At 51.5% G+C, this 25,804-nt stretch carries 28 protein-coding genes and 1 riboswitch; of the genes, 9 read left to right on the top strand and 19 right to left on the bottom strand.

Annotated features, from left to right (window positions below):
- Positions 1-4: 4 nt before the first annotated feature.
- Positions 5-757 carry a hypothetical protein gene (locus AC0LWM_RS25990; protein WP_474677930.1) on the top strand — a complete coding sequence of 251 codons (753 nt, stop codon included), beginning with the start codon at positions 5-7 and terminating at the stop codon, positions 755-757.
- Positions 758-808: 51 nt separating this feature from the next.
- On the opposite strand, the gene AC0LWM_RS25985 is transcribed toward AC0LWM_RS25990, so the two are convergent.
- From AC0LWM_RS25985 to AC0LWM_RS25970, 4 genes are all read right to left on the bottom strand, one after another.
- Positions 809-1,138 carry a hypothetical protein gene (locus AC0LWM_RS25985; RefSeq protein WP_474677929.1) on the bottom strand — a complete coding sequence of 110 codons (330 nt, stop codon included), beginning with the start codon at positions 1,136-1,138 and terminating at the stop codon, positions 809-811.
- Positions 1,138-3,300, bottom strand: coding sequence for a PrsW family glutamic-type intramembrane protease (locus AC0LWM_RS25980; RefSeq protein ID WP_474677928.1), 2,163 nt, complete (start codon positions 3,298-3,300; stop codon positions 1,138-1,140). The genes AC0LWM_RS25985 and AC0LWM_RS25980 overlap by 1 nt, the downstream gene beginning before the upstream one ends.
- Positions 3,301-3,508: 208 nt before the next feature.
- The gene (locus tag AC0LWM_RS25975) at positions 3,509-4,177 is read right to left on the bottom strand and encodes an LrgB family protein (RefSeq protein ID WP_474677927.1); all 669 of its coding nucleotides are present in this window, start codon (positions 4,175-4,177) and stop codon (positions 3,509-3,511) included.
- On the bottom strand, positions 4,174-4,554 hold the full coding sequence (locus AC0LWM_RS25970) for a CidA/LrgA family protein (protein ID WP_474677926.1): 381 nt from the start codon (positions 4,552-4,554) through the stop codon (positions 4,174-4,176). Before AC0LWM_RS25970 ends, AC0LWM_RS25975 begins: the two co-directional genes overlap by 4 nt.
- A 128-nt stretch (positions 4,555-4,682) precedes the next feature.
- Here AC0LWM_RS25970 and AC0LWM_RS25965 point away from each other — a divergent pair, with 128 nt between their 5' ends.
- The gene (locus tag AC0LWM_RS25965) at positions 4,683-5,609 is read left to right on the top strand and encodes a LysR family transcriptional regulator (RefSeq protein ID WP_474677925.1); all 927 of its coding nucleotides are present in this window, start codon (positions 4,683-4,685) and stop codon (positions 5,607-5,609) included.
- 11 nt (positions 5,610-5,620) lie between these two features.
- Here AC0LWM_RS25965 and AC0LWM_RS25960 read toward each other — a convergent pair whose 3' ends face one another.
- Genes AC0LWM_RS25960 through AC0LWM_RS25940 form a run of 5 tightly spaced genes read right to left on the bottom strand, consistent with a single transcriptional unit; the run spans position 5,621 to position 9,267 of the window.
- Positions 5,621-6,106 (bottom strand): 8-oxo-dGTP diphosphatase, encoded by a 486-nt coding sequence (locus AC0LWM_RS25960; RefSeq protein ID WP_474677924.1) that lies wholly within the window; start codon positions 6,104-6,106, stop codon positions 5,621-5,623.
- A gap of 19 nt (positions 6,107-6,125) precedes the next feature.
- Positions 6,126-6,632, bottom strand: a complete 507-nt coding sequence (locus AC0LWM_RS25955; protein WP_474677923.1) for a GNAT family N-acetyltransferase — start codon at positions 6,630-6,632, stop codon at positions 6,126-6,128.
- Between the two features lie 26 nt (positions 6,633-6,658).
- On the bottom strand, positions 6,659-7,645 hold the full coding sequence (locus AC0LWM_RS25950; RefSeq protein WP_474677922.1) for an ABC transporter ATP-binding protein: 987 nt from the start codon (positions 7,643-7,645) through the stop codon (positions 6,659-6,661).
- Positions 7,646-7,655: 10 nt separating this feature from the next.
- On the bottom strand, positions 7,656-8,471 hold the full coding sequence (locus AC0LWM_RS25945) for an ABC transporter permease (protein WP_474677921.1): 816 nt from the start codon (positions 8,469-8,471) through the stop codon (positions 7,656-7,658).
- Between the two features lie 4 nt (positions 8,472-8,475).
- Positions 8,476-9,267, bottom strand: a complete 792-nt coding sequence (locus AC0LWM_RS25940; RefSeq protein WP_474677920.1) for an ABC transporter permease — start codon at positions 9,265-9,267, stop codon at positions 8,476-8,478.
- Between the two features lie 442 nt (positions 9,268-9,709).
- Between AC0LWM_RS25940 and AC0LWM_RS25935 the strand changes: the two genes are divergently transcribed.
- From AC0LWM_RS25935 to AC0LWM_RS25920, 4 genes are all read left to right on the top strand, one after another.
- On the top strand, positions 9,710-9,835 hold the full coding sequence (locus AC0LWM_RS25935; protein WP_474677919.1) for a hypothetical protein: 126 nt from the start codon (positions 9,710-9,712) through the stop codon (positions 9,833-9,835).
- Between the two features lie 39 nt (positions 9,836-9,874).
- Positions 9,875-13,690, top strand: coding sequence for an OmpL47-type beta-barrel domain-containing protein (locus AC0LWM_RS25930; protein ID WP_474677918.1), 3,816 nt, complete (start codon positions 9,875-9,877; stop codon positions 13,688-13,690).
- 115 nt (positions 13,691-13,805) lie between these two features.
- Positions 13,806-14,891 carry a HupE/UreJ family protein gene (locus tag AC0LWM_RS25925; protein WP_474677917.1) on the top strand — a complete coding sequence of 362 codons (1,086 nt, stop codon included), beginning with the start codon at positions 13,806-13,808 and terminating at the stop codon, positions 14,889-14,891.
- 155 nt (positions 14,892-15,046) lie between these two features.
- Positions 15,047-16,036, top strand: a complete 990-nt coding sequence (locus tag AC0LWM_RS25920) for a phosphotransferase enzyme family protein (protein WP_474677916.1) — start codon at positions 15,047-15,049, stop codon at positions 16,034-16,036.
- 103 nt (positions 16,037-16,139) lie between these two features.
- Here the strand turns inward: AC0LWM_RS25920 and AC0LWM_RS25915 are convergent, their stop codons facing one another.
- A complete protein-coding gene (locus AC0LWM_RS25915) occupies positions 16,140-16,985 on the bottom strand; it encodes an SDR family oxidoreductase (RefSeq protein WP_474677915.1) in 846 nt (281 codons plus the stop codon).
- Between the two features lie 214 nt (positions 16,986-17,199).
- Between AC0LWM_RS25915 and AC0LWM_RS25910 the strand changes: the two genes are divergently transcribed.
- On the top strand, positions 17,200-17,976 hold the full coding sequence (locus tag AC0LWM_RS25910) for an SDR family oxidoreductase (protein WP_474677914.1): 777 nt from the start codon (positions 17,200-17,202) through the stop codon (positions 17,974-17,976).
- A gap of 398 nt (positions 17,977-18,374) precedes the next feature.
- Here the strand turns inward: AC0LWM_RS25910 and AC0LWM_RS25905 are convergent, their stop codons facing one another.
- The 3 genes from AC0LWM_RS25905 to AC0LWM_RS25895 form a co-directional block, all read right to left on the bottom strand.
- The gene (locus AC0LWM_RS25905; RefSeq protein ID WP_474677913.1) at positions 18,375-19,583 is read right to left on the bottom strand and encodes an MFS transporter; all 1,209 of its coding nucleotides are present in this window, start codon (positions 19,581-19,583) and stop codon (positions 18,375-18,377) included.
- 144 nt (positions 19,584-19,727) lie between these two features.
- Positions 19,728-20,009: an ArsR/SmtB family transcription factor gene (locus AC0LWM_RS25900; RefSeq protein ID WP_474677912.1), complete on the bottom strand. Its 282-nt coding sequence runs from the start codon at positions 20,007-20,009 to the stop codon at positions 19,728-19,730.
- Positions 20,010-20,318: 309 nt separating this feature from the next.
- Positions 20,319-20,930, bottom strand: a complete 612-nt coding sequence (locus AC0LWM_RS25895) for a hypothetical protein (protein ID WP_474677911.1) — start codon at positions 20,928-20,930, stop codon at positions 20,319-20,321.
- Positions 20,931-20,954: 24 nt separating this feature from the next.
- Here AC0LWM_RS25895 and AC0LWM_RS25890 point away from each other — a divergent pair, with 24 nt between their 5' ends.
- Complete coding sequence (locus AC0LWM_RS25890; RefSeq protein ID WP_474677910.1) at positions 20,955-21,098, top strand: SANT/Myb-like DNA-binding domain-containing protein; 144 nt, start codon at positions 20,955-20,957, stop codon at positions 21,096-21,098.
- 35 nt (positions 21,099-21,133) lie between these two features.
- Here the strand turns inward: AC0LWM_RS25890 and AC0LWM_RS25885 are convergent, their stop codons facing one another.
- The 6 genes from AC0LWM_RS25885 to AC0LWM_RS25860 form a co-directional block, all read right to left on the bottom strand.
- Positions 21,134-21,520: a VOC family protein gene (locus AC0LWM_RS25885; protein ID WP_474677909.1), complete on the bottom strand. Its 387-nt coding sequence runs from the start codon at positions 21,518-21,520 to the stop codon at positions 21,134-21,136.
- Positions 21,521-21,739: 219 nt separating this feature from the next.
- Positions 21,740-22,621, bottom strand: coding sequence for a YitT family protein (locus AC0LWM_RS25880; RefSeq protein WP_474677908.1), 882 nt, complete (start codon positions 22,619-22,621; stop codon positions 21,740-21,742).
- Between the two features lie 83 nt (positions 22,622-22,704).
- Positions 22,705-23,445, bottom strand: coding sequence for a YwaF family protein (locus AC0LWM_RS25875; RefSeq protein ID WP_474677907.1), 741 nt, complete (start codon positions 23,443-23,445; stop codon positions 22,705-22,707).
- 246 nt (positions 23,446-23,691) lie between these two features.
- Entirely contained in the window at positions 23,692-23,841 is a 150-nt protein-coding gene (locus AC0LWM_RS25870; protein WP_474677906.1) for a small acid-soluble spore protein P, read from the bottom strand.
- 15 nt (positions 23,842-23,856) lie between these two features.
- Positions 23,857-24,039: a hypothetical protein gene (locus tag AC0LWM_RS25865; RefSeq protein ID WP_474677905.1), complete on the bottom strand. Its 183-nt coding sequence runs from the start codon at positions 24,037-24,039 to the stop codon at positions 23,857-23,859.
- A gap of 13 nt (positions 24,040-24,052) precedes the next feature.
- Positions 24,053-24,400: a hypothetical protein gene (locus AC0LWM_RS25860; protein WP_474677904.1), complete on the bottom strand. Its 348-nt coding sequence runs from the start codon at positions 24,398-24,400 to the stop codon at positions 24,053-24,055.
- A 110-nt stretch (positions 24,401-24,510) separates the two neighbouring features.
- Positions 24,511-24,643, top strand: a riboswitch (cyclic di-AMP (ydaO/yuaA leader).
- Between the two features lie 10 nt (positions 24,644-24,653).
- On the opposite strand from AC0LWM_RS25860, the gene AC0LWM_RS25855 reads away from it, so the two are divergent.
- Complete coding sequence (locus AC0LWM_RS25855) at positions 24,654-25,520, top strand: CAP domain-containing protein (RefSeq protein ID WP_474677903.1); 867 nt, start codon at positions 24,654-24,656, stop codon at positions 25,518-25,520.
- Positions 25,521-25,804: the final 284 nt, after the last annotated feature.

The raw sequence follows: 25,804 nt of genomic DNA, 5'->3' as shown, positions 1-25,804 counted from the left end.
CAGCGTGTCTGACTCGGTAATTTTTGATCTGGAGGCCGTATTCATGCATGCCGCCGATATGAAGCCGGTCATCCGGCTCTATAGCGATTTGCTCGGAATTCCGTTTGTTCCGGGCCTTTACGATAGCTCTATCTATGCGATGGAGCTCAAGGGGAGCATAAAGCTGCTGGTCGGCGACCATCGGCTCGATCTGCATCATTACGATCCGCAGCCGGCCTTTGCGCTGCGCAGCTCCGACTTGGAAGCGGCAAGGCACGCAGCGATTCGCGGCAAATGGGACGTGACGTCCCCGATTTTGCAAGGAACCGGCCTTGGGTTCTTCATGCTGCGCGATCCGGCGGATGGCCATACGTTCATCGTCGTCGACCGCACGATTCCGTATCCTGCGGCGAACGGGACGGCTTGCGGCATCGCCGGCATCTACTTGCCGGTCCGGCAAGTGTCGGCTTCGCTCCCGAGGTATGCCTCATTGCTCGGGATGCATACTTCGCCGCCATATGCCGGTCCTTCTTCGGAGAATGCGCAAGCCGACTCGTATCTGACGTTCCCTTCGGGCATCCGGCTCACGCTCGTCCCGAGCTGGTCGCGCGAATCGTGGCCTCAGGCACGGATCATAATGCAGAGCAGCGATCTCGCGGACACGGTTCGAAGCCGATTAAGAGGCTACCCGGACACGAGGCATACGGTTCATCCGGACGGTTCGATCGAGGTCCGGGACGCGAATGGCAACGGGCTTGTCATTGCCGACGAGCCCTAGCCTTAAGCTTTGGTGCCCGTTTGCCGGACTATGCTTTATTATGCTTACCTATCACCCGATGTAAACGACAGCCCCGTCCCGTTGCAGCGCTTTAGGCAGCTCCGCCTGCAGCAATTCGATCCGGCTTGCCAGCTTTTCCATGCGTTCCCCGCCGGCTTGGCTTAAAGCCCACTTCTTGAGTCGTGCCAGTTCATCCAGCACCGCGGGCAAATCTTCTTTCATGACGTCGACCCCTGTGGAGAAAAGGGGCACCCACTGCAAGCCGAGTGCTTCCGCAGCGGGCTCCCAGCACTCCGCGAAGAACGCTTCCGCCGCGACGGGGACGTTATATTGCCGTTCGAAATCGTTGACGGGATCAGGAATAAAAGCACTAATGGACATTACGGTTTCCCTCCAAAAAGAACGTTGAATGTGTATTCCGGAAATTCCGTTCTCAGCTGATTCAAGCTATTCTCGACGGCGCTGCGGAGCTCCGGTGTATCGCCATCCAGGCGGAATGTGAAGTTGCGGATCGACTTGATCTCTTCCAAACTTGGGACTTCGGCAGACCCATGAGCCGTAGGCCGGGTTGAGGCCGCTTGGTCCAGGTTTTGAATCCGCGTCCGCGTCTTCCCGAGTATCTGCTTATCGGCAAATTCCTGCGGCGTCTGAGCAGGTTTCCCCGTTCGCGGATTGATGCGGTCAAGTCCTTTGGCTGTCTTGTCTTCGTAGAAAATACCTTTCTCCAGATCGATTTCGTCGAACTCACCAAGCGGACTTCCCCGATGATCGACAATTTCGACCTCATTATACTTTTTGCCTGTCACCGGTGCATGATCGTCCTTATGTTCATCGGCTTTATCCTTATTCGGAGCACCGTCATCCGACTTCCCGGCGCCGTCCGGTTCATCCGGGTGCTTGCCGGGGACCTCCTCGTGACCTTTCGGATGCTTGCCAGGCACGCCGGCATCCGGCTTCGGGGGACGCAGCCTTTCGATCCATTTGCGCATGACACCGCGCGCTTTTTTCCCTACCCATCCGACCGCTCTGCCGAAAGGAATTCTACTGATCAGGATGCCAGCCGCGATAGATAGCGCGTTTTCGGGTGTGAGCATTTTTTTCGGGTCGCGGATATATCCCGCAATCTCGTGCCCGCTCCCGGCGATCCCCGCCGCTGTCAGCGCGATGCCGAGGGCCGGCCAGAACCCGACGAACAAAAGCGACAGCGCAAGGGCGCCTAGGATGATCGCGCCTTGCTCATACCACTCCAGCCGATCCCACCAATCTTGCAGCGAATCGAACATACAGGCGAAGCATGCCGTTCCGTCGCCGACCGAGTAAGACGCCATGCCTGCGAGCATACCCGTGGCAAGGAGGATCAACGCAAGCCCGGTCAGCACCTTGAGCAGAATCTTCACCCGCTCCCGGATCGGTTCCTGTCTGCCGGCCGCTTCCTCATTGCCGTAAAGCAGATGAAATCCGAGCTCCCTCCGCTCGCGGTAGAAGCCAAGCCAATAAGCGAATTTTCCCCGGTCCAGGAACAAGGCGGAGCCCATGCTCCAAAGCTCAGTGAATGGGTTGAGAAACGGCTCGCTTGGCAGCGCCGGAAGGCGGCTTCGCGCTTTGTTCAGCGCCCAGTAATCGGCAATCAGCGAAGCTGCCAGCATGATGAGAAACGCCGGCCGCGTCATATATCCGTTACCTGCCCAATCATGAATGCGAAACACCCAATCCGGCAGCTTGTACTGACCGTTATAGGCCGCATGGTCCAGGATGGACCAAAGCAATATGAGCAACGGGAATACGAAAACCCATTTCGTCAGTTTTGTCCTAAGCCGATAAGCGATTCCGCATGCAAGTGCGATCATCGCGGTATGTACGGGATGGCTGACGGTCATCATCTGCGGCAGCAAGCTTTCTTCGAAACGCCCCGGAAACAACGAGAACAAATCCCAGTGGATGGTCTCGCCGCCGAGCAGCGTATGGCCGTAGGAGCTGGGATTCAGCCATCTTCGGGTGAGCTCCTCCATCAATTGGAACCCGACGCCCGTTGCAGCGCCGATCATCGTATAATCGCTCAAACTCAAGGCTGAAGCGCGGCGCGAGAACAACAGAAAGAGGCCAAGCGGAAAGAGCTTCCACAATTCTTCGAAAAACGGTGTGATGACGGCAACGGACCAGGTGTCGGACGTTTCCCCGCCGAAGAGCGCATGGATTGTATTTACGGTAAGCGTATTGAGGGGTACAACGAAGAAGACACCGGCCAAGACGAACAGAACGATCGGCTTCCATGGCAGCGTTTTGCTCCGGCATAAAAACCAAAATTGCAGCAAAACATAAAATGACCACACATATTGGACGGCCATGGTACGTGATTCTTTAACGAAAAACAAGCTAACGACAAATGCGATCAGCGAAAGCCACGAAAAAATCGTATAAGCTATCCGAATTAACGGATATTTCGAAATCCATGCCCGGCAAAGACGGTAGATTGACTCAAGCATATCCCGGATTCCAGTGCGAATGTGCCAAATCGTGTTGATTTCGGTCGCCTCCTTTAACAACCGGCCGCCTTCCTTGAGGGCGGGCCAGTCATAAATGGTTTACGCGCGAACACGGCTCAACTTATATCATACCATCTTTGCTATTTACTAATAGTGGCAAAAGTGCTAGCCACATAGTCTAATAGACCGCTTTTTTCCCTTTATTCTGCCAGATTGATTCGGGAAACGGGACGGGACGATGGTTCTATATTTGTAGGCAAATGCATTCCTACACCAGCAAAGGAACGACAATCAACGTGAAAAAAGCCCCCACCAGCATCGAAATTGTAGCGATCGAACCGCTGACCTCACCCATTTGAAATGCGCGGGTCGCCCCTGCCGTATGCGCGCTCGTCCCCATCACGACGCCTTTGGCGATATCGCTGCGAATTCGGAAGGCACGGATCGCATACGGTCCCGCGACCATACCGAGTATGCCGGTGATCATGACGATCACCGCGGTAATTGCCGCCACGCCGCCGATCTGGTTCGACACGACGATGGCGAAGGCGGTCGTCGTCGAACGAAGCAGAAGCTCGGACATGAGCGTATGGTCCAGATGCAGCAGCCGCGCTAGGGCGAACGCCGCCCAGAAGCCGATCACCGAACCGCCGATCGTGCCGACGACGATGGCAAGCGCGTGTTTTTTCAATACATCGAGATGTTTGTAGAAAGGAACCGCCAGCGCAATCGTAGCCGGTCCGATCATATCGGTCAGCCATCGGCCGCCGGCGTTGTACTCCGCATATGGAATGCGCCCCGCAATCAAGACCACGATGACGACAACGGGCGCCAGGATGATCGGGGACAAAAGCACGATCGGCTTCAATCGGTACACCCGCTTTGCCCCCCAATAGATGAGCAACGTAAGCAGAATAAAAGCAATGGCCGAGATCATGACTGCACCTTCTCTTTCGGTTTGTCCATCCATTGCACGATCAGCCCGGCGGCCAGCATGACGAGCAGCGTGCTTGCGACGATAACGAGCAGCATCGGAATGCCGCTCGACCGCAGCAGATCCTGGAACTGGATGATGCCCGCGGCGGCGGGAACGAAGAACAGCAGCATTTCCGCAATGAGCGTGTTCGCGCCTTTTTCGATCCATTTTAAAGGAAGAAGGCCGGTTTTCAGAAGGACAAAAAGTAGCACAAACCCGAGTACGCTGCCCGGCACCCGCAAGTGGAGCGCATGCGCAAGCCGGTCCAGTCCGAGCGATAAGCCGTACAGACCGCCGATCTGAATGGCGGTCACCGCGATCCTCTTCATTTTATCCATTTGAATCCATCCTCTCTACTCCGTACCTTACCCATGTTGTTGTTAATGAAAGTATACTCCGGCCATTTTCATAGGTAAAATACATATGTAGCATGTCAGTTATTCATAATCAGAATGGATGTGGCAAAGTGGACATTCGGCATTTGCAATATTTTATCGAGGTGGCGCGGACGGGAAGCTTCACGAAAGCGGCGGAATCGCTGCATATCAGCCAACCGACGATCAGCAAGGCGGTCAAGGAAATGGAGGACGAGCTCGGTTACGTGCTGTTTCACCGTGCGGGGAAGAAAGCGGAAATTACGCCCGAAGGGCAGCTGATCCTGAATCAAGCGAGAGACATCGTGCATTCGTTTCAAAATTTGTCCTCGGAGCTGCCGCACGGGCCGCATGTGCTGCAAGGCAAGCTGCGAATGGGGGTACCTCCGATGGCGGGGGCGGGATATTTTCCGGAGGTGATCGGCCAGTTCCACGAGCAATACCCGGGCATTACGCTGGAGCTGGTGGAATACGGGGCGAAGAAGATCGAAGAGGAAATCGAAAACGGCGCGCTCGACATCGGCGTCGTGCTGCTTCCGACGAAGCATGATCTGTATCATACGATCCCGTTCGCCGATGAGCGGCTGATGCTGATCGTGCATCCGGGGCACCGCCTCGCCTCGAAAGAGGAAGTTGCCTTGAAGGAGCTGACGGAGGAATCGTTTATTTTGTTCCGGGAGGACTTTGCGCTGCATGACCGCATCCCGGCCATCTGCATGAGCGTCGGGTTCCAACCGCGCATCGTGTTCGAGACGTCGCAGTGGGATTTTATCGGCAACCTGGTCGCCGCCAAGCTCGGCATCGCGCTGCTGCCCGAGAGCATCTGCCGCCAAATGGACCCCACGCGCGTCGCCGCGCGGCCGCTTGTCGCTCCTGTCATTCCATGGCGGCTTGCGTTTATTTGGCGCAAAGACCGCTACCTTTCTTTTGCGGCAAAGGAGTGGATCCGGTTTATGCGGTCGATTTATCCGGAGAAGGCGGAGAAGACAGTGCAGGTGGAAAAGGCCGAAAAAGGATGAGCTCGGCCTCCTTACGTTCTTTTCACATGTTCCTTCAGCGTTTTTTCCTGCTCAGCGTCCCACTCTTCGAATATTTCAAACGTGCCCTCTTCGAAAAATAATGGGAATCGTCTGCGGAACCATGGCTGCATCGGATAATCCATTGCTTCCCGGATCGGCACCCACCGCAGCTCTCCCTCCGGCGGGTTTTGCAGCAGTTCCCCCTCGAAAGAGGTCGCTACGTAATTGAACACCATGTAACGAAAATTTTTCGCCGGGTCCACATATTCGTCAAGGCCTTTGTAAATTAAGTTTTTCACGGTTAATCCGGTTTCTTCCCAAACCTCGCGAATCGCCCCTTCCGTCAAGCTCTCCGGGAAATCCACCTTCCCGCCGGGCCCGATCCAACCAGGAAAGCCGAGCTTGTCTGGCCGATTGACGAGCAGAACCTTGTCCCCATCGCGAACGAGGCACATCGTATACATTTTTACTTGTACTTCCTGGATCCGATCTCCCATTCTGACTTTCTCCTCCAGTTTATTCTGATGACTGCGGCACATCCGAGACCATCGTGATCGAGGTACCTACCCAACCAACCTGTCTGAAGCCAAACCGCGCATACAGCGACATGGCCGCCCGATTGCCGGGGTCTACGCTAAGGGAAACTTGGCGAATCCCCTTCTCCCGCATGCCGTCGAATAGCGCCCGCATCAGCGCCGTTCCGATGCCTTGTCCCCTGTATACGGCCGCCAAAGCCATGCCCAGCTCGGGGACATCGTCACGCACGTAGCCGAAACCTCGATGCTCGCCGCTATAATAACGCAGCGTGATCGAGCCGAGCGGCTTGCCTTCGGCATCAACCGCGATAAAGCCCAAGTCTCCCTCTCTGCCCCATCCTTCCACGTACTTGGAGATCAGCGGGTCGCTCAGGACGTCCCGACTCATCGGCACCTGACCCTTCGGCACATATATAGAAGCATAGAGCATTTCCCACAAAAAAGGAACATCCTGCTCGGTTACCGGTCTGATCGTACAATTGGTCATTCGCACCTCCGTGTCACTGCTATCATTTATGCTTTTCCGGTGTATTGATACACCTCGCGGATCGCATCCTCGATGTCCGGCTCCTGTACGCTCAAGTCCTGTACGGCAAGCTTCTGCGACAAGTCGGCGATCAGCGCCGATGCCGAAATCGCATTTTTGTTGAACCGGTACGTCACCTGCAGTCCGTCCTGCTTGATCATTTCGGCCATCGGATGGCTCATATCCGCAGCCGGCTCCGCCAGCGTCAGCACGAGCAGCCGGTACGGCGCCAGCTTATCCACGATCATGGACAACGGGCCATCCTCGACGATTTTCCCGTGATTGACGACGATGAGCCGCTTGCATAGCTGTTCTACGTCATCGAGGTCATGCGTCGTGAGAATAACCGTAGTTCCGCGCAGACGGTTGATCTCGAGAATAAACCGGCGTATCGCATGCTTTGCTTCGACGTCAAGCCCGATCGTCGGCTCATCGAGAAACAGAATTGACGGCGAATGCAGCATTGCCGCGGCCAAATCGCCCTTCATCCGCTGCCCGAGCGACAGCTGGCGAACCGGCGTATCGATAATTTCGTCGATATTCAATACGTCGTTCATCAACCTAAGATTGGTTTGATACAGCTCCTCGTCGATCCGGTAAATCCGCTTCAGCAGCTCAAACGACTCGCCAAGGCGCAAATCCCAGTACAGCTGCGTTCTTTGCCCGAAAACGACGCCGAGATCGCCGACAACGGCCTTGCGATTTTGCTGCGGCGAAATGCCGTTGACCGTGATCGTGCCGGAGGTTGGGTGAAGAATGCCCGTCAGCATCTTGATCGTTGTGCTTTTCCCGGCGCCGTTCGGGCCGATGTAACCGACAATTTCCCCGGGCTCGATCGAAAAACTGATGCCGTCGACGCCGCGTACCTTTTTCTTTTCCGGCTTCAAGAGACTCAATAGCTGCCCGCGGAGCCCGCTTTTTTTCTTCACCAGCATAAATTCCTTGACCAAGTCCTTTACTTCGATTAATGCCATCGGATTCACCTCATGAGCCGGAGCTTTCGTATTTTTTCAACCCTAGAACAAACACTTTATGTGCAATGTAAAAAGAAAGCAGTCCGATGATCGGCGTCCAAATCGCGAGACCGACCGGCAGCGTAAAACCGTCATCCTGACCCAAAAATTCAACCGCCGGATAAAAGCTGATAAACCCGATCGGCACGACAAACGTCAGCACCACCTGCAGCAGGTACGGGTAAATCGACAATGGATATAACGTCGTCCGTTCCAGAAGGTTGATCGTCAGCCCGACGAGCGAGCGGCTGCCCTTCGTCCAGAAGGCGACGCAGCCGAGCAGCGTGTACAATGCGGCCCGGATCATCGCTCCTCCGATGATGACCAGGACAAGCTTCACGATATTGGAGAATGACCATACGAAATCAACGAGCCAGCAGCTGTATATGAATATGATCGTCCCCGGAATCAAATCGATCAGGCCGATAAAATTAAAATAACTCACCGCAAATTGAAAAAACACGTTCATCGGCCGCAGCAGCATCCGATCGAAGCCGCCGTGAAGCACCATGCTGTCCATGTTCCACGATTGGATGAACAATACGACCATGATCCCATGGCTAAGCAAGCCGAGCCCGTACACAAACGCAAGCTGCGAAAAATCCCAGCCGTTCAGCTCCTGGAACCGGTCCACGATGATTTTCAGCATCCATACGCCCGCAAAATATTGAATGGGAATCATCAGCAGCCAACTGATCAAAAATAACGGATATTCGATCTGCCGCTGAATCGCCATTTTCATAAAAGCACCGGCCACCGACAAATGATATTTGACTTGACCCAGCATGTCATTATCCCCCTTGAATCATCGTGCTTCGCTTCGCTCTTTTCCAGACGAGCGCGACAACGAACGCAAACAAGACGACCCACAGCGCCTGAATGCCCATCGCTTGCAATGCCTGCGTATGAGTCAGCTTGCCGATGTAGATGCCAAGCGGCGTCTGGTATGTATATTGAAACGGCAAAAATACGGAAACCTGCTGCACCGTCTGCGGAAAAAACCAAAGCGGGACAAGGCTGCCCGACAACACGCGCACGAGCGCGTCTTTGACGATGCCAAGATTGCCAAGCTCCATCACCCAAAAGGCGGTTAGCCCGGTGAGCGCGCTCAGCAGCCACAGAATCGCGAAGCTCAACAGACAGCTCGGCACGAACAACAGCAGGTCCGTCAAGCTTGCAGGCGCGGGCACCTGAAAGAATATCGCGCTGAATACGAACAACGGAAGCACCTTGTTCATCAGCGACGTAATCACCGAACCGATATCCTCCGCCAAATAACAGCCGAGCAGCCGAACCGGCTTAATCAGATCCACCGCGATTTGACCCTCGCGAATCCGCTCGTTGATCAAATTTTGCACATTGCAGCTGAACAGATTGCTGAGCAGCACCGCAAGGATCGCATACGTCACCATCATCTCCCGGTTCATCGCTTCGACGCTGCCGATGCCGTTATAGGCCGTGTTCCACAGGAAAATGGTCGCCAGCAGCATGAACAGGTTCGTCCCGATCGACGCATATACCTCGAACCGGTACGCAAGCGCGGACATGATGCGCATTTTTGTAATATAGGCGTAAGCCCGCAAGTCCCCCACCCCATTTCATTTTTGCAATATCAAACAATCAATTGATTAACCAGGGAAAAAATACCTGACACAATTAAGGAATCATTATAGCCTAGCGCCGATCGCGGTGTAAACTCATTTTTTCGTTATATTCAAACGCTCCGGAGTACAGTGCATTACCATTCCCGGACACAGCAAAAAGACTGCGTCCCATCACGCCTGTAGGGTGATTCCGGGATTTGACCGCCGCGAAGGCCAACTGGGATGGAAACAAGCTTTTACATAATCCTCATGTTAAGTTTACAGTCATTTGACACAATAGACCGGTGGATAAATGTACAATAATTTTTGTACGTGACAAGTTTAGAGTTATAAAGTGGGAGGCGATATATATAAATTAAATTTTTTTTGAATAAAAAGTAAAGGAAAAGAGGAGCAGATCAATTACGTATGTGAAGCATAATTGTTCCTTGACTGGGCGATCAGAGACGAGCCGATGAAGGAATACAGCAAAAACAAGCAGCACCGGGATCGTGATGCGGTGCTTGCGGAATGGGGGAAGAAATACGGATCCAAGGAAGCCTTTTGAACAGGCTCTTAAACACTTAAAAAATGGAGGTTTTCTGTAGTGAAAAGAATTTTATCCGTTACGCTCGTATTGACGATGATATTCGGTATGTTATCGACCAGCGTATACGCAGAAACCGATACTGCCGGCGCGAATGCCAACCCTCTAATTGCATCGATTAAATTCGACAATAATTTGAAGGACGATGCAAATCAGCAAGATTTGATAGCAAATGGGACTCATAGTTTTGCAGACGGTGTATTGCCAGGAACCAAAGCGCTGCACTTAGAAAGCGGAAACGGCAATTATGTCAGCACGCCGAATAGCTTGAAATTTGGTGAAGAGAGTTTTACCGTATCCTTCTGGTATAAGGGCGACACCAACAATGACAATGTCATATTATCTAACAAGGATTTTAGTAACGGCTCTAACGCAGGCTGGGCGATTTACACATCAGCCAATTCGGTCAACATGAATTTTGGATTCCCGACCGCTAAAGTAAAAAACATTTCCTTTGGGCGCAACACGTTTAATGCTTCCGATTGGCGTTATGTGACATTTGTCGTAGACCGAGATAAAATGCTCGCGTCGCTTTATATTGATGCTAGCAAAATGGCTGAAACTTCGCTGAGGCCCGGATCTTTGGATACATCGAACCCATTGAATATAGGCGCCGACGGATTGGGCAATAAAGGCGGGAATGCATTCGATATCGCTGATCTGATGATTTCGAAAGGCGTAATTAGCAGCGATGCAATTCAAACGAATTATAATAGTTACGCTGGACATCCAGTAGATACGAACGCTCTTAACAAAGCCATATCGGAAGCCAATACAATCGTAGAAGGCGGTCTCGGCAACGGCTTCAGCGAAACCGATTTTAATTATTTGAAAAAGGTTTTAAATGAGGCAAATACGGTTGCAACAACGCAAAAAGTAAAATTTTATACCCAGGAAACCATCAATTATTACGAACGTGAGCTAAACAACGCCATATTCATCTATCAAAAAAGCAATAAAACTTCAACTCCCGCCGATTTGAATATAACGGTGAACAGCGACCCGGAAATCAGCAGTAATCCCGATAAAATCGCGCAAGTGGAATCGGATATTAGAAAAGCCATGAAATTATTCCCGCAGGCCGACGCCATGTTGATGCCTGGCGACATTACCGGCGGTAATAATGCCAATGAATATGTGTGGATGGGCTTGATGGCAGACGTATACAATAAACTTAAAAATGAAGGCTTATTTAACACTACTAGGTTATTGATGGTAAGAGGCAATCATGATATGGGCGGCGCCGAAAAATTAATTCCTATCGGTTCGGCGGGAGCGTGGAACGAAGCAACGAATTCGTATGATAACAATTTCTTTAACGATGCTTATCGGGTCAAGATAAAAGGATATAATATTGTCGGTTTTGACGGAAATTATAACAACAGTAATACGTCGGGAAAAGCCAAAGATTTCCTCAACCAAATTAAAAGTGAAGCCGATTATGATCCAACAAAGCCTATATTTGCAATGTCTCACTACCCTATAAGCGGAACCGTGTGGTCAGAGAGATGGAGCAGCGCGGGAAGTAATAGTTTCGGTCAATTTATTAAAGACAATAATTTTTCGCAGGTGTTTTATATGTCAGGTCATACGCAATACGACCCGACCGACGAACGTTCGCTCTATCAAGGTTCGGCTACGTTCCTCGATTCCGGTGCGTCGTCCTATTCCAGTTATATTGATGACGGTCCATACGGCGGATATATCGAAGGCGCGTATATCAAATATAAAACCGTACCTCGCATCATTAATTTCTTAGAGGTTTACGGTACGAAAATTATTATCAAGCAATATAATGTAAGTACAGATGAATTTGTAGGCACACCTCGTGTAGTCCATGTTGGGGAAGGCAAAGATGCCTTTACGTATAGCAGGAACGATGTAAGAGAACTCATCGCTCCGCAGTTTGATGAGGGGATTACAGTCAATTCCGTCAGCAGCAGCGAAGTTACTTTTACGATGAAGCAAGCCAATGATAATGTACGCGTGTTGGAATATAATGTTGAGCTTCTCAACAAGCTCACCGGCGAAGTGGACAAATCGTTCAACAGCCTTTCGCTGCCGCTGGACAAGCCATTCGATGTATACAGGCAGTATAAGGTTACGGGTTTATTGCCGAAAACGCCGTATCTACTCCGGGTATTCACCGCGGATTCCATGTATAACCGTTCGTCGCAGGACATTGACATTATGACGAAGGGTGCTAACTTAACCAGCGTCACTGCGCCTGCAGCGGTATCTGCGAGCAACGGATCGCCGAAGACGGCGATAGGTCTTGGATTGCCCACAAAAGTAATTCTTGCAACCGATGGAGGAGATGTGGATACTAGTGTGAATTGGGATTTAAGCGGTGTTAGCTACGATCCGGCTATCAAGACTGTGCAGACCTTCTCGGTGCCAGGGACCGTAACCCTGCCTTCCGGAGTTGATAACCCTAACAGCATACCATTGACAACAAGCATTAACGTAACTGTTCTTGCAGTTGGAGAAAGATCTATATCCCTAGACAAATCCCAGTACTTACAAGGGGAAGCCATTACCCTTTCCTATAACGGGGCAGCGTCACACGGGAAAGATTGGGTCGGCGTCTACCCTACCGGAAAAAAACCAGGTGATATATATTCTCCGACATGGGGTTATATGCGTCCTGGAGACGGAAGACTGAGTTTATCTACCCCACTGGCCCCTGGCACTTATGATGCATACTTTTTGCTCAATGACGGTTATACGTCAACGGATAAAAAGTCATTCGAAGTCGTTCGAAAAATGACGTTACAGAGCGTTACACAACCATCAGCCATCCAGGGATTGGAGAGCGGAACAGCAAAGACGGCAGCAGCCCTTGGCTTGCCTTCTTCCGTAAAGTTGGTTACTGATGCAGGAAGTAAAAATGCCAATGTAACATGGAATGTAGATGCTGCAAACTATGATCCAGCTCTTAAGATAGAACAGACCTTCACGGTAAATGGAACGGTAACCTTGCCTGCAGGTGTGGCAAATCCGAACCATGTAGATTTAGCAGTAACCATCACTGTAACTGTAAATGCAGAAAAAGTAGTCGATCAGACACCTCCAACGACAACAGACAATGCGCCAAGCGGCTGGGTCAATCAAGACACCAAGGTAACCTTAAGCGTAAGTGATAACGAAACGGGTGTAGCCAATACCTACTACATCGTAGACAATGGCGCCGAGCAACCGGGGACTTCCGTCGTATTGTCGGAAGGTGTCCACACTCTTGTCTATTGGAGCGTAGACAAAGCAGGCAATGTGGAGGAGCGGCATACGGTTACCGTCAGCATCGATAAGACAGCACCTGAGATCGCGGTGAGCGTACCGGGAGACAACAGCACTTATGAAAATTCCGGGGATTTGACGCCTCAGATTACTTTCACGGATAACTTGTCTAGTGTCGACAACAACAAGACAACAGTGACACTCGATTCACAAGCTTACCAAATCGGAACGGCGATCCCGCTTTATACGTTGCCGCTTGGACAGCATACGCTTGTTGTATCCTCCACCGACTTGGCGGACAACCAGGTAAGCAAAACCGTTCAATTCACGACTGTGGCCAGCGTCGATTCCTTGAAGGCATTGGTGACACACTTTGCAAAGAACAATGGGATCGATAATGCCGGCATTATCAAGAGTCTGCTGGCAAAATTGGCAAACAACGATTTGATCGGCTTTGTGAATGAAGTGAAGGCGCAAAGCGGCAAGCATATTTCAAGCGAAGCGGCAAACTATTTGCTGCGAGACGCTCAATATGTATTGACACAAAGTAAAGTAATTCAAAGCTTAACAACAGAATAAACGCAGATGCCATCACATTAGCGAATTTTAGGATGGATTGGTAATGAAACGGGGGGGAGATCCATTTCTCCCCCTTCTCTACTTAGTCCATTTTACGAAAAGAGGTCCAACAGCTATGAAACTTCGTGCATTGCTTGCCTTGATCGCAATCGTCTTCCTGTTTTTTGGGAATACTGCAACTTCATTTGCGCATTCCGCAAGCATGGGTTACTCGTCGTTAACCGTTAAAGGGAATCAGATTGATTATGAACTTTTTCTTGATGAAAAAGACTTGCTGGTGCAATTTGATACGAACAAAAATAATCATCTGGAGAACGAGGAACTGGCCTCGCAAAAAGAAGAAATCGAATCGTTTATACAAAAAGATCTTCGGATCGATGTGGATTCGAAGCCTTTAACGATGGAATTGCTTTCGATGAACGCGGCGGAAAAAGGTTCCACCAAAGGCGTTGTGCTGCAACTCAAGTTCACCGCCGATGAAGCGATCGAACAAATCAATATTCATTACAATCTGGTGTTTGAAGACGCACCTGTTCATTCGAGTGTACTCATGGTCCGTTCAGGGGAGTTAATCCATCAAGATATTTTGGATATCAATAAAAAAGATATTCAGATCACCTTTCCCTCGGCGGAAACAACCGACGCTCCGTCCGGGATTGGCTCCGTCCTGTGGAAATATTTTGTGCTTGGAATCGAACATATTTTAACCGGCTATGATCATTTGATCTTTTTGTTATCCTTAGTATTAATCGCGTCACGCTTCAAGGATGCGCTCAAGATTGTTACCGCATTTACAATCGCCCACAGCATTACCCTTTTCTTGGTGGCGTCGGGCCAGATTCAAGTCATCTCGTCTTGGGTTGAAGCCTTGATTGCCCTAACGATCTGTTATGTGGCCGTGGAAAATCTGTTTGTTCAAAAGGCGAAATGGCGGTGGATATTAACAGCCATTTTCGGCCTGATTCATGGCATGGGCTTCGCCGGAGCTTTGGCCGTAACGGGGCTTCCTAAGGAAAATTTGATTGGCTCACTCTTGACGTTTAATCTAGGTGTGGAAGCAGGCCAGCTCATGATCCTTTGCCTGTTACTCCCCCTCTTGATATGGCTGCGAAAGTTCCCATGGTATCGTAAAATGATGATCTCAACGTCTTGCCTTATTTTTGTACTGGCATTTTATTGGTTGATACAAAGATTGCAATGAAGCCATTCGTTGAACAACATAAGAAACAGCGCACCTCCACGCCATGGTCCAAGTTCAATTTAACCCAATTCCCCCCTCCGCAGGACCGCCTATTTGTATTATAGTAGTTGTATCCGCTGCCATTTGCGGTAGCAGTTGGAGGTGCAAGCAAAAGCATGATTAAGGAAATTACGGAACAATACCACCCCGGCATTCTGGAGGAAGCCGCTCGCCGTTTCGGCGTCACGGCAGATCAGGTGAAGGATATCGGAGGATTCGAAAGCTACGTCTATGAATATGACAACAAAGGTCAGAGCTACATCCTGAAAATTACGCATCAGCTTCGACGTACGGCGGATACGATCATGGGCGAGCTCGATTGGGTGAACTACTTGGCCGACGGCGGCGTTCCCGTGGCTAGAGCGGTCGCTTCGGAGGCGGGACGTTACGTGGAAACGATCGACTGCGGCGATTCGTACTTCCTTGCGTACGCGTTCGAGAAGGCGCCGGGCAAGCTGGCCGGAAAGGACGAGTGGAACGACGCGCTGTTCGAGCGCTGGGGCCGCTGCACCGGACGGATGCACGCGCTGACGAAGCTGTACAAGCCGTCTAACCCTGCATACCGGAGGTCGCCTTGGCAGGAGGACGATATGTTGCGTGTCGCCCACCATTTGCCGGAGCAAACGCTCGTGATCGAGAAATCGGAAGCGCTGATCCGCCGGATCGCCGCGCTGCCCCAGACGAAAGACGGCTACGGACTGATCCATAACGACTTGCATCAAAAAAACTTCTTTGTCGAGGGCGATCGGATGACCGCTTTTGATTTTGACGATGCGACATACAATTATCTCGTAAACGATATCGCCATGCCGCTGTATTATGCGCTGTGGTTGCCGCCGATCCCGGTTCCCGACCGGGACGAATACGCCAGACGGTTTATGGGCCATTTCATGAACGGCTATGCCAAGGAAAACACGATCGGCGCCGAATGGCTCCGGCATATGCATGATTTTATGCTGCTGCGGCATGTCATTCTGCATGTCATCTTCAACATTATCCTCGATAAAAACAATTTGAACGATCGCCAGCAGCAAATGCTGCACAAATTCAGGAACGATATCGAAAACGATATCCCGCTGACGGGGCTTGATTTTTCAAGTTTGTAAGTGCAGACCGGCAGACCCGCCACATCTGCCAGCATCCACAGCAAAAAAAGACTGTGCCCTCTGGCGACACGCTTTTGTAGCGTCTCGGGGGCAGCAGTCTTTTTTATTGCAGGCCTACCTCGCGCTCGCTCCATGTCCATAGCCGTTTCGCAAGCTCTTTGTCCGCCGCCTTGGCGGAAACGCGGGCGACCCGCTTCTTGTAGTAATATTCGCCGGAGATATATGCAACGTCGGGGCTCAGCGACAAATAATTGGCCGTTTCCGCTCCCTTCGCCGGAGTCAGGAAGAAGGGCCGCAGCAAGGCATGCAGCCTTTTGCCGAATCCGGTCGTCCGGTTCACCCCGATGTTCGTCGACACGGCGCCCGGGTGCAGGCAATTGACGGTCACGCCCGTCCCCCGCAGCCGCTCCGCCAGCTCTTTCGTGAACAGAATGTTCGCCAGCTTCGACTGGGCGTACCCTTTCCAAATGCCGTACCCTTGCTTCATATGCGGATCGGGAAAATGAATCGTCCCCGCCTTATGAGCTCCTGAGGATACGTTGACGATGCGGCCTTGCGGAGCTTGCTTCAAATGGCCTAGCAGTAAGTGGGTCAGCAGAAAAGGGCCGAGGTGATTGACGCCGATCATGCTTTCGAACCCGTCGCCCGTCGTTTCACGGCGGATCGCGATGATCCCCGCATTGTTCAGCAGCACGTCCAGCTTCGGGTATGCGCTTGTGAAAGCCGCGGCAAACTCCCGGATGCTCGTCAGCGACCCAAGGTCGCACAGCATCAGCTCGATCTTTGCCGAACCGCTCTGCCGCCTCGCTTCCTGAAGCGCTTGTTCGCCCCGCTGGGCGCTGCGGCACGCCATGACTACGCGATAACCCGCCCTCGCAAGCTCCACCGTCGATGCCAGCCCCATTCCCGAATTCGCCCCGGTGACGATCGCAATTTTCTCTTGCTCCATGTCTTTCGCTCCCTTCATTGTCCGAGCGCAGCTCGACGCAACGGCATTGTTTTTTCGTGACGCGGTCAACCTGTCCCGTCCACGGATAGTTCCATTATATCGTTCCGACTTCAAGATGAGGAGTACCGGGGATCGAATGAGAGAGCAACATGACAAAATCCGGCTCATGGTATAACAGAACTGCAGTTGTTGAACATGATAGGAGGAGATGGAAATGAGCAAACTGAACGGCAAATTAAAGGGGAAGATCGCACTCGTAACAGGCGCAAGCCGGGGGATCGGCCGGGGGATTGCCTTGCGGTTGGCGCAGGACGGAGCCTTCGTCGCCGTCCACTTTGCCAAGAAGCAGGGCGCGGCGGAAGAGGTCGTGCGCGAAATCCAATATCACGGCGGATCGGCCTGTGCGATCGGTGCGGACTTGAGTTCGGTGAAAGGCATTTATGAGCTGTTCCGGGCATTGGATGCGGCGCTTAAGGAACGTACCGGCGAAACCCGGTTCGATATTCTCGTCAACAATGCCGGCATCGGGCAAGCCGCCACGATTGAGACGTTGTCGGAGGAATCGTTCGATGAAGTGATGAGCGTGAACGTCAAAGCCCCGCTATTTCTGATCCAGCACGCTTTGCCTCGTTTAAGGGACGAGGGCCGCATCATCAATATTTCGTCAAAGGTGACGCAGTTCGCCTTGCCGAACCTGCTTGGCTACAGCATATCGAAAGGCGCAATCAATACGCTCACGTCCACCTTGGCCAAACAGCTCGGGGCGCGCAACATTACGGTGAATGCCATCATGCCGGGGGTTATCGATACGGATATGAATACTGCCACGCTCCAGGATCCCGCCGGACGGGAATTCGCCGCCGGCTTGTCCGTATTCGGCCGATGGGGGCAGCCGGGCGACGTCGCGGATATCGCCGCATTTCTGGCTTCGCCGGATAGCCGCTGGGTAACCGGCCAGTTGATCGATGCAAGCGGCGGAACGCACCTATAAGGTTATCCGCAAGGAACGTCCGTGTCTGCACAGCTTATCCGCTTAAACGCGCCGCTTCTAGCGGCGAACGTCGACGTGCTGCGTAATCGCTGCTCCCATTAACGATTCGTTGTTGCGGACATTGGGGCTTACCCACAACAAGCCAACACCCGGGCGCGTTGAAGTCGACCGCCGCCATGGAACGCCAACCCTATACCGGGTACTGCCCCTGTCGGAAAGGGAAACTGATGCGCGTTAAGGTGCGCCCGACAGCATGACATTTGCGCGAGATTGGCATCCTACAGCTGTTATTTGGGGGCTAACCAATGCCATATAACACCCGGGCGTGCACCTTATAAAGGTGCACGCCCGGGGTTTTTTTAACGTCGGTCGCTTGCTGGAACTCGCGAAATAAATCTTCAAGCTTCGGGTATGGCTCCGGCCTTTTGCAGGTTGGAGTTCGCCGGCTCCAGGCGATTGCGGGAGCGGCCCAGGCCGAGCGATACTGCGGCCGTCAGTGCAGCTACTGCAACCCCGGCTGCTCCGATCCAGCTGATCGACGTCAACGACGCCCCGTTCACGACAACGCCGCCGATTCCGGCGCCGGCCGCCATGGCCAGCTGCAACACCGAGGTGTTCAAGCTGAGCATAATGCCTGACGCTTCGGGAGCCATCGTCATTAAGTAATATTGCTGCGTTGGACCCGACGACCAAGCTGAGAAAGCCCACAGCATAAGGAGCAGGAATACGGCCGTTTGGGAATGCGCCGCAAGCGACAGCAGGATTAGAGCCGCCGTGTGCAGCAGCATGCCGCCGATCAGCGTCCGGGCAACTCCCCATCGGTCCGTGCTGAATCCGCCTAGCTTCGAGCCGATCAGGCTTGCGATACCGAAAGCGAACAGGCCCGCACTCACGCCTTCCTCGCTCATGCCGGTGACATTAAGCAAATACGGCGAGATGTAAGTATAGGCAATGGAATATCCGGCGATCCAGAAGAACGTAATGGATAAAGCGACGGCGATGCGAGGTTGCTTCAATAGCGCGAGCTGTTTAAGAAGCGGTACCGGCTCTTCGCCTTCCGATTGGGGAATCACGAAGTAGATGAGGACCATCGCCACTATGCCCAGTATGCCGATGCCGCCGAAGGTCGTTTTCCAATCGTAAGCGGAAGCGACCACGCGGCCGAGAGGAACGCCTACGATCAAGGCCGTGCTGAAGCCCATGACGAGCGTTGCGATAGCGCTGCCCTGCTTCTCGGGGCGCGCCATCTTCGAGGCGACGGTTAACGCTGTAACGACGAATACCCCGGTGCTCAAAGCGAGAATAACGCGCGATCCGATGAGGAACCCGAAGCCCGGCAGAACGACAGCGAGCGCGTTGCCGATGACGAATAAGCCAAGCGAATACAGCAGCAGCTTCCGCCGCTCCAAGCGGGCCGTCACGGCCATCAGAATCGGCGTTCCGAAGGCGTAGGCGAGCGAGAATACGGTAATGAGCTGGCCTGCGGTGGATACCGAAACGCCAATATCTTCCGCCACCTTATCCAGAATGCCCGCAATAATAAATTCCGATGTACCGACCAGAAAACTTACGACGGCCAGCATATAAATCTTCCATGTGTTCGACATGATTTTTCCCACTCTCTCTCCACTCTTATTTTTAACCACAATCGAATTTATAAGTTTTCCGCAGGAAACGCAGTGAGCCAAATTCGATATGGAATGAATCTTATTTTATATTTCTAAAAATATAGAAATAAACGATAAAAAAAATTATTGAAGCAAATATGGCGCGTATTTCTGGGCCATCTCACGGTTTACGCTATAGTAAATATACGTTCCGTCCTTGCGAAGATTAAGCAGCCCGCAATCCGTCAGCTGCTTCAAGTGATGCGACAATGTCGAGCCCGCGACCGATTCCAGCTTGCCTCCGATATCGGAGCAGCACAAATTTTTCTCCTCCGTCAGCAGCATGGCGATCTTGAGCCGAGTCGGTTCTCCAAGCGCCTTGTATATTTTAACGGCTTGCTTTACTTCCTCGTTATCTTCGACCATTGTAATCCCACCTTGCCGTTTCGATATTTCCAAATGTATCGAAATAAGAATAGCACACCGCCATCCGATTGTAAATAGGCAAGCATTACGGTCCGGAACTTTAGCTCCGGACCGCTGCACTTATGTGCTTATCAAGCATCTTGCTTGTTGCATGGCGGAGATGCACCGTTGGACCCACGGCGCTCCAAACGGTCCCCCGGCAATGTCTCAACTGCAGAGCGCTCCTCCGCTGCTTGTGGACGGCTTGGTCATGCGCCTATTCTTCCATCGGCCTTCCGCGCAATATCGTCGATTCCATGGCATCGAGCTTCATCTCGAAAGCCCCCCGTGCCGTAAACGAAGTCCCGCTCCACAGATCGGTCCATTCGTAAAGCATGCCGTCCGGTATCCCGCAAGACGCTGGATCAATCTGCTTCGCTCCGGCCTCTCGGGATAAATGAAATACGGCGACGAACAATCTACGGAATCCCTGTCATGCAAAAAATATACTTCAGAGGCCTGGTCGCCTACATTCTTCTCCGCCGGAATAAAGGTACGGCCTTTGCGCGCGATCGACAGCACCTCGGGGTTAGCGAGCAGCTTCGACGCCCGTTCCTTGGCCGGCTCCAGCCGGAAATCATCGCCCGCCATCAGCACGGTTCCGCTGATGACGGACGCATTGAGACGGCTGCGGGCTTCCGCTTCGGTCACGGGGTCTTGGTTGTAGCTTTTGTACAATACCGTATGGTCAGGGTCGCTGAACCGGTATAATGCATCGTTGATCCACCAGCCATAGGTGACGGCATTGAGCAAATAAGCCGTATCCTCGATCGTCGCGAAAACATCACACGAAATGCGTCGACTGTGCGCATACGCATACGGGAACAGCGGGGCAATCGACAAGTTGATAAAGAAAGGACGGCCGACCCGGTCCGGGTGCAAAGCCTGTGTCCGCTCCCGAGGCAGTTGACCGCGCCATCCGGCAGCTTCGAGGGAGTTATCGGCGATGAAAAGGTGCTCATGCTCTACAAGTCGATGAAGAACGGCTGGAGAACCGTCGCCGTCATTCCGTACGGAACGTTCCTGACGAACGGGCGGACCATATTTTGAATTCGAAAAAGACTGCCGTCATGGCAGTCTTTGGGTCATCTATGATTTTGACAAACGGTGATAACGTTAAAATCCGGGTCTCTCATGTTAAAAAAGGAAACCGCGTCATTTCTATGGATGCCTCCGTAAATGATTTCAAACCCGAGTTCTTGTACAAGCGCTACCGCCTTATCAATATCCGCCGCGGGCATAAAAAACAAAGGTGGTGCCTTGTCCGGGACCGGGACGGCGTCCATGCCACCCGCATCAATCATCACATCCATTCCCGAAGGGAGATGAAAGATGTGGAGGTGCCCGAAGCTTTGCTGCTGTTCTGGCGAAAGCCGGAATAGCTTATTATACATATCAACCGATCGTTCTAGATTTCTTGACCATAAAATAACGCCGGATACTTGATTGAGTACAGGGGATTGCTCTTCCATTTGCTTAATTTCTCCTTTGTATAAGATTGATAAACCTTGAGTTCAGCACTTCTTCACATGTTACTTTCTATGCTCATTTCTCCTCCTTCCTACCTTCTTACAATAGACACACTTGCGGTCCCATTTCTATCATGCTAGAAAAAAATAATTTTGGGATGCAAAAAAGGAGCCGAATAATCGGCTCCTTTCCCATGACAAACTGCAACGAAAATCATATCGCTAATGGATATCCTTCTTCTTGAAACGCCCGCCGCGTACATCATGGATGTTACCCACCGCAAGGAATGCGGTTGGATCTGTTTCGGAAACGATGCTCTTGAGCTTCGCTTCCTCCAGCCTGGTGATGACGCAGAAGATGACCTTTTTCAAGTCTCCGGAAAACCCACCTTCACCATGTAAATACGTAACGCCCCGACCTAACCGGTCAAGCAGTGCATCGCCGATCTCTTGGGCTTTTTCGCTAATGATCCAAACGGATTTCGATTCGTCGAAGCCTTCAATCGTAATATCGATCATTTTGAACGCAATGTAATACGCGATAAGCGAATACATGGCCCGATCCCAGTCGAACACAAAACCGGCCGCTCCCAGAATGAAAAAATTGAAGAACATGACGACTTCGCCTACGGAGAACGGCAGCTTGCGGTTGAACAAAATCGCCACAATTTCCGTTCCGTCGAGCGATCCGCCGGATCGAATGACGAGCCCGACACCTACGCCGAGAATAATTCCTCCGAATACAGCCGCAAGCAGCGGATTGCTTGTGAAGGCTTCTACGGGGTGAAGCAGAACCGTACCGATCGACATAATAATAACGCCAAAAAGGGTGGATAGTGCGAACGTCTTACCGATCTGCTTATAGCCCAGGAACAGGAAGGGCAAGTTAAGCAAGAACAGGAACCAGCCAAGCGGGATCCCGGTTAAATGTGACACGAGGATGGAAATCCCCGTCACGCCCCCATCGATAATATTGTTCGGCACGAGGAATACTTCGAGCGCAACCGCCATCAGAGACGCTCCTAGCAAGATGAGGATGAGCCGGCGCAGCAAAATCAAACGCGGCAACCTCAAGTGTTGGTGTTGCTTCTTGTTCGGTGTCATTCGTAATAACTCCTCCTTTTCTCCTATTATTATCTCAAACTTGACCCCGTCTGTAAAACGATCTATCATAATTGTTTTACTAATTATCCGAATTTTCTTCTGTTTTTTCGTCTGGAACGAAGCTGGACGACTCCAAACGGAGCGTAAACAAGCAGCATAAAAGCAACCGTTACTCCTTCCAGCGAAACGATATACCACGGCCACGGACCGAGCACATCCAGCAGGGATCCGCCGGCAGGTTTGTGCGCAAGAAACATATAATTGCCACCGGTTATGACATTGATGATGAACACGACGGCAGCATAGGCATTAAGCGCCAGAAATACGACCAGCAGTGATTTGAATCTTGGACGATAACGCTCCACTGCGATCATGAAAATACAAGCCAATACAATTGCCGCATGGGAGATGAAGAACAGAAAGAAACGGATATGCGGAAAAGAAAAGTCCAGATCCGGCGTGACGAGCGCTTGTAGTGCACCACAAGCACCGACAAGACAAATGCATTCGAATAGGAACCGATTCCCCGTAAAGAGCATTGCCGCGGACAAAATAACGGAAATCGTACATAAATGAACCGGCAATGAATATTGCGCTTCCCACTGGCCCTCTACGATCATCCATAGCTGCAGAATGAATTCCATTCCGATTAAACCTGCGATTAGCGTATACCGGACCGTTTTGTTCCATGCAGGCTCCCGCAGCTTATGCCGGAACACAACAACAAGCAGTGCCATTACAGCAATAAGGGCTAATACAATCCAATGAATTGGCGAAAACATTTCGAACGATTCGGCAAACTTATAGCTGAAAAACGACTCCATTCCCGCATACCCTCCCTTTTTTAGTCGAAAAGCTCTCTTTTTCTAACGTATTCGGGAAAAGATTTCGGTTTTCCTTTATTGCCTTGTTTTCCGGTTTCCTAACAACTTTTTTGACTACTTCAAATCCGTTATGTACCGCAGGCGAAGGCGTCATAAGAAATGAATAAACGGGCAGGACAGTAGTCCTAGCCCGTTTATTCTATGTCTTTTTACTGTTGCCATGTTTCCGATACGTCAAGTGAACAGTTAACCTTCCCCGTTATTATGCCGGGTATGGTTTTGTTGTTTCACCTTTTTGGATCCGGACAAAGGCGCTTGCGGCTGGTTTTCGTTATGATCGTCCGGCTGGTTGGCGCCTGTTGGCGGAGTGACAGCTTGGGAACGAGGTTTGCTCATCGAACGGACACCTCCTTAATCTTTGTCGTGAAGCTCGGCTGGAGTGCTGTAATCCCCTTCATGATTCAATGCGTCCTGATGACGCCGATCGTTGGTGTCTTGCTGGAGCTGTTGGGCATGATGGCTATTTACAATCGTTTTGTCCAAATCTTCAACTACGTTGCTCAGGTTTTTGTCTACGCCCTTGGATTTGCTCATCGCGGTTCGCCCCCTATGCTTTCGTTACCGAATGCAGAGCTTGAGCGCACTCATGAATATGGCGCGTGTAATCCTGCACCAGCTGTTGTATGATTTCGCCTCGTTCGTCAACGGTTTGGCCGTCACGTTCCACATCGACCAACTCAACGCGAATTTCGCGCGAATCGACATACGTACATTTAAAATCAAACGAATACATCGTATGGCCCTCTACACGAATATGAATGCGGAGCGTCTGGGCATCCGCCTCATCCGCCAGCACTTCGGCTTTATCGCTGCCGTTCAGAATCGTCGGCAAAGTCCGCTGCCATGCCGCGACCAATCGGTCCTGATCGATTGACAGTTGTTCCTCTGGATTCATTAGAAACACCTCCACTTTAGTAGCGTGCGGAAGATCGATGGAGATTATGCGTTGGTTAAATATCCATATTTTTTAAAATGAAACCGGCGGCATGCCATGTTACAATACGAGGGAATCAAACGCCAAAGCTCATCACGAGCGCGGGGGAACCACCACTGGGGTGAAGCCGCATTGTATATGCGGCCGGGGCGCTCTTTGACCCGAACCCGTCAGCTAACCTCGCAGGCGGAACAAAGGGGAGGAAATTGAAGTAATGAAGAACATCTCGAAGAAGATTATGGTTGGTGCGATGGCGGTAGCATTGATGATTCCCGCAGCAGGAATGGCATCTGCAGAAGGAACAACGACGAAATATACCGTGCAAGGCAACGATACTCTGTCCCAAATCGCTCAGCAATACGGAATCGACTTGAATAAGTTGATTATGTCCAATCCGCAGTTGTTTAACCCGAACCTGATTTGCCCAGGCTTCCAAATTAGCATTCCGGGATTCCCTCCATCGGGACAAGATACAAAACCAGGTCAAGGCGACCAAGGTCAAGGTTCTAACCAAGGACAGGACTCTAAGCCAGGTCAAGGTTCTAACCAAGGACAAGACTCTAAGCCAGGTCAAGGTTCCAACCAAGGGCAAGGCACTACGCCAGGCCAAGGTTCCAACCAAGGGCAAGGCACTACGCCAGGTCAAGGTTCCAACCAAGGGCAAGGCACTACGCCAGGTCAAGGTAACCAAGGGCAAGGCAACGTGACGCAGTCGCAATTTGCTGCCGAGGTTGTCAACCTTGTAAACCAAGAGCGTGCGAAAGCCGGCCTGCAGCCGTTGAAAACTGACTCTGCCCTCGCAGGCTTGGCGATGGACAAAGCAAAAGATATGTACAACAACAACTACTTTGACCATACCTCGCCTACGTACGGTTCGCCTTTTGACATGATGAATCAATACGGCATCACGTACCGTTCGGCCGGTGAAAATATCGCTAAAGGCCAACGTTCTCCGGAAGAAGTCATGAACGCATGGATGAACAGCCCTGGCCATCGTCAAAATATTTTAAATTCCAGCTACAACTTGATCGGTGTAGCATACTACAACGGCGAATGGGTACAAGAATTCGTCGGCCGTTAATCGGCTAATTAGTTTGGAATAACCCTAGACCTTATGGTCTAGGGTTATTTTTTTTTTGCTGCGGTTGTTGCGGTTGTTGCGGTTGTTGCGGTTGTTGCGGTTGTTGCGGTTGTTGCGGTTGTTGCGGCTGCTTCGCTTCGAATTATAACTGCATATGTACATTTATTTAAACTAGTTTGGGTCAAGTCCAATATTGTGTGTAAAATCCTCGTTTAGGATTACACAGGTACTTTTGGATTTTGGGTCTTTCGCCAATCGTAGTACTCTTTCATATCGAGATACTT

The organism is Paenibacillus sp. sgz302148 (genome assembly GCF_056120465.1).
This window is presented reverse-complemented; position numbering and strand designations above follow the sequence as displayed.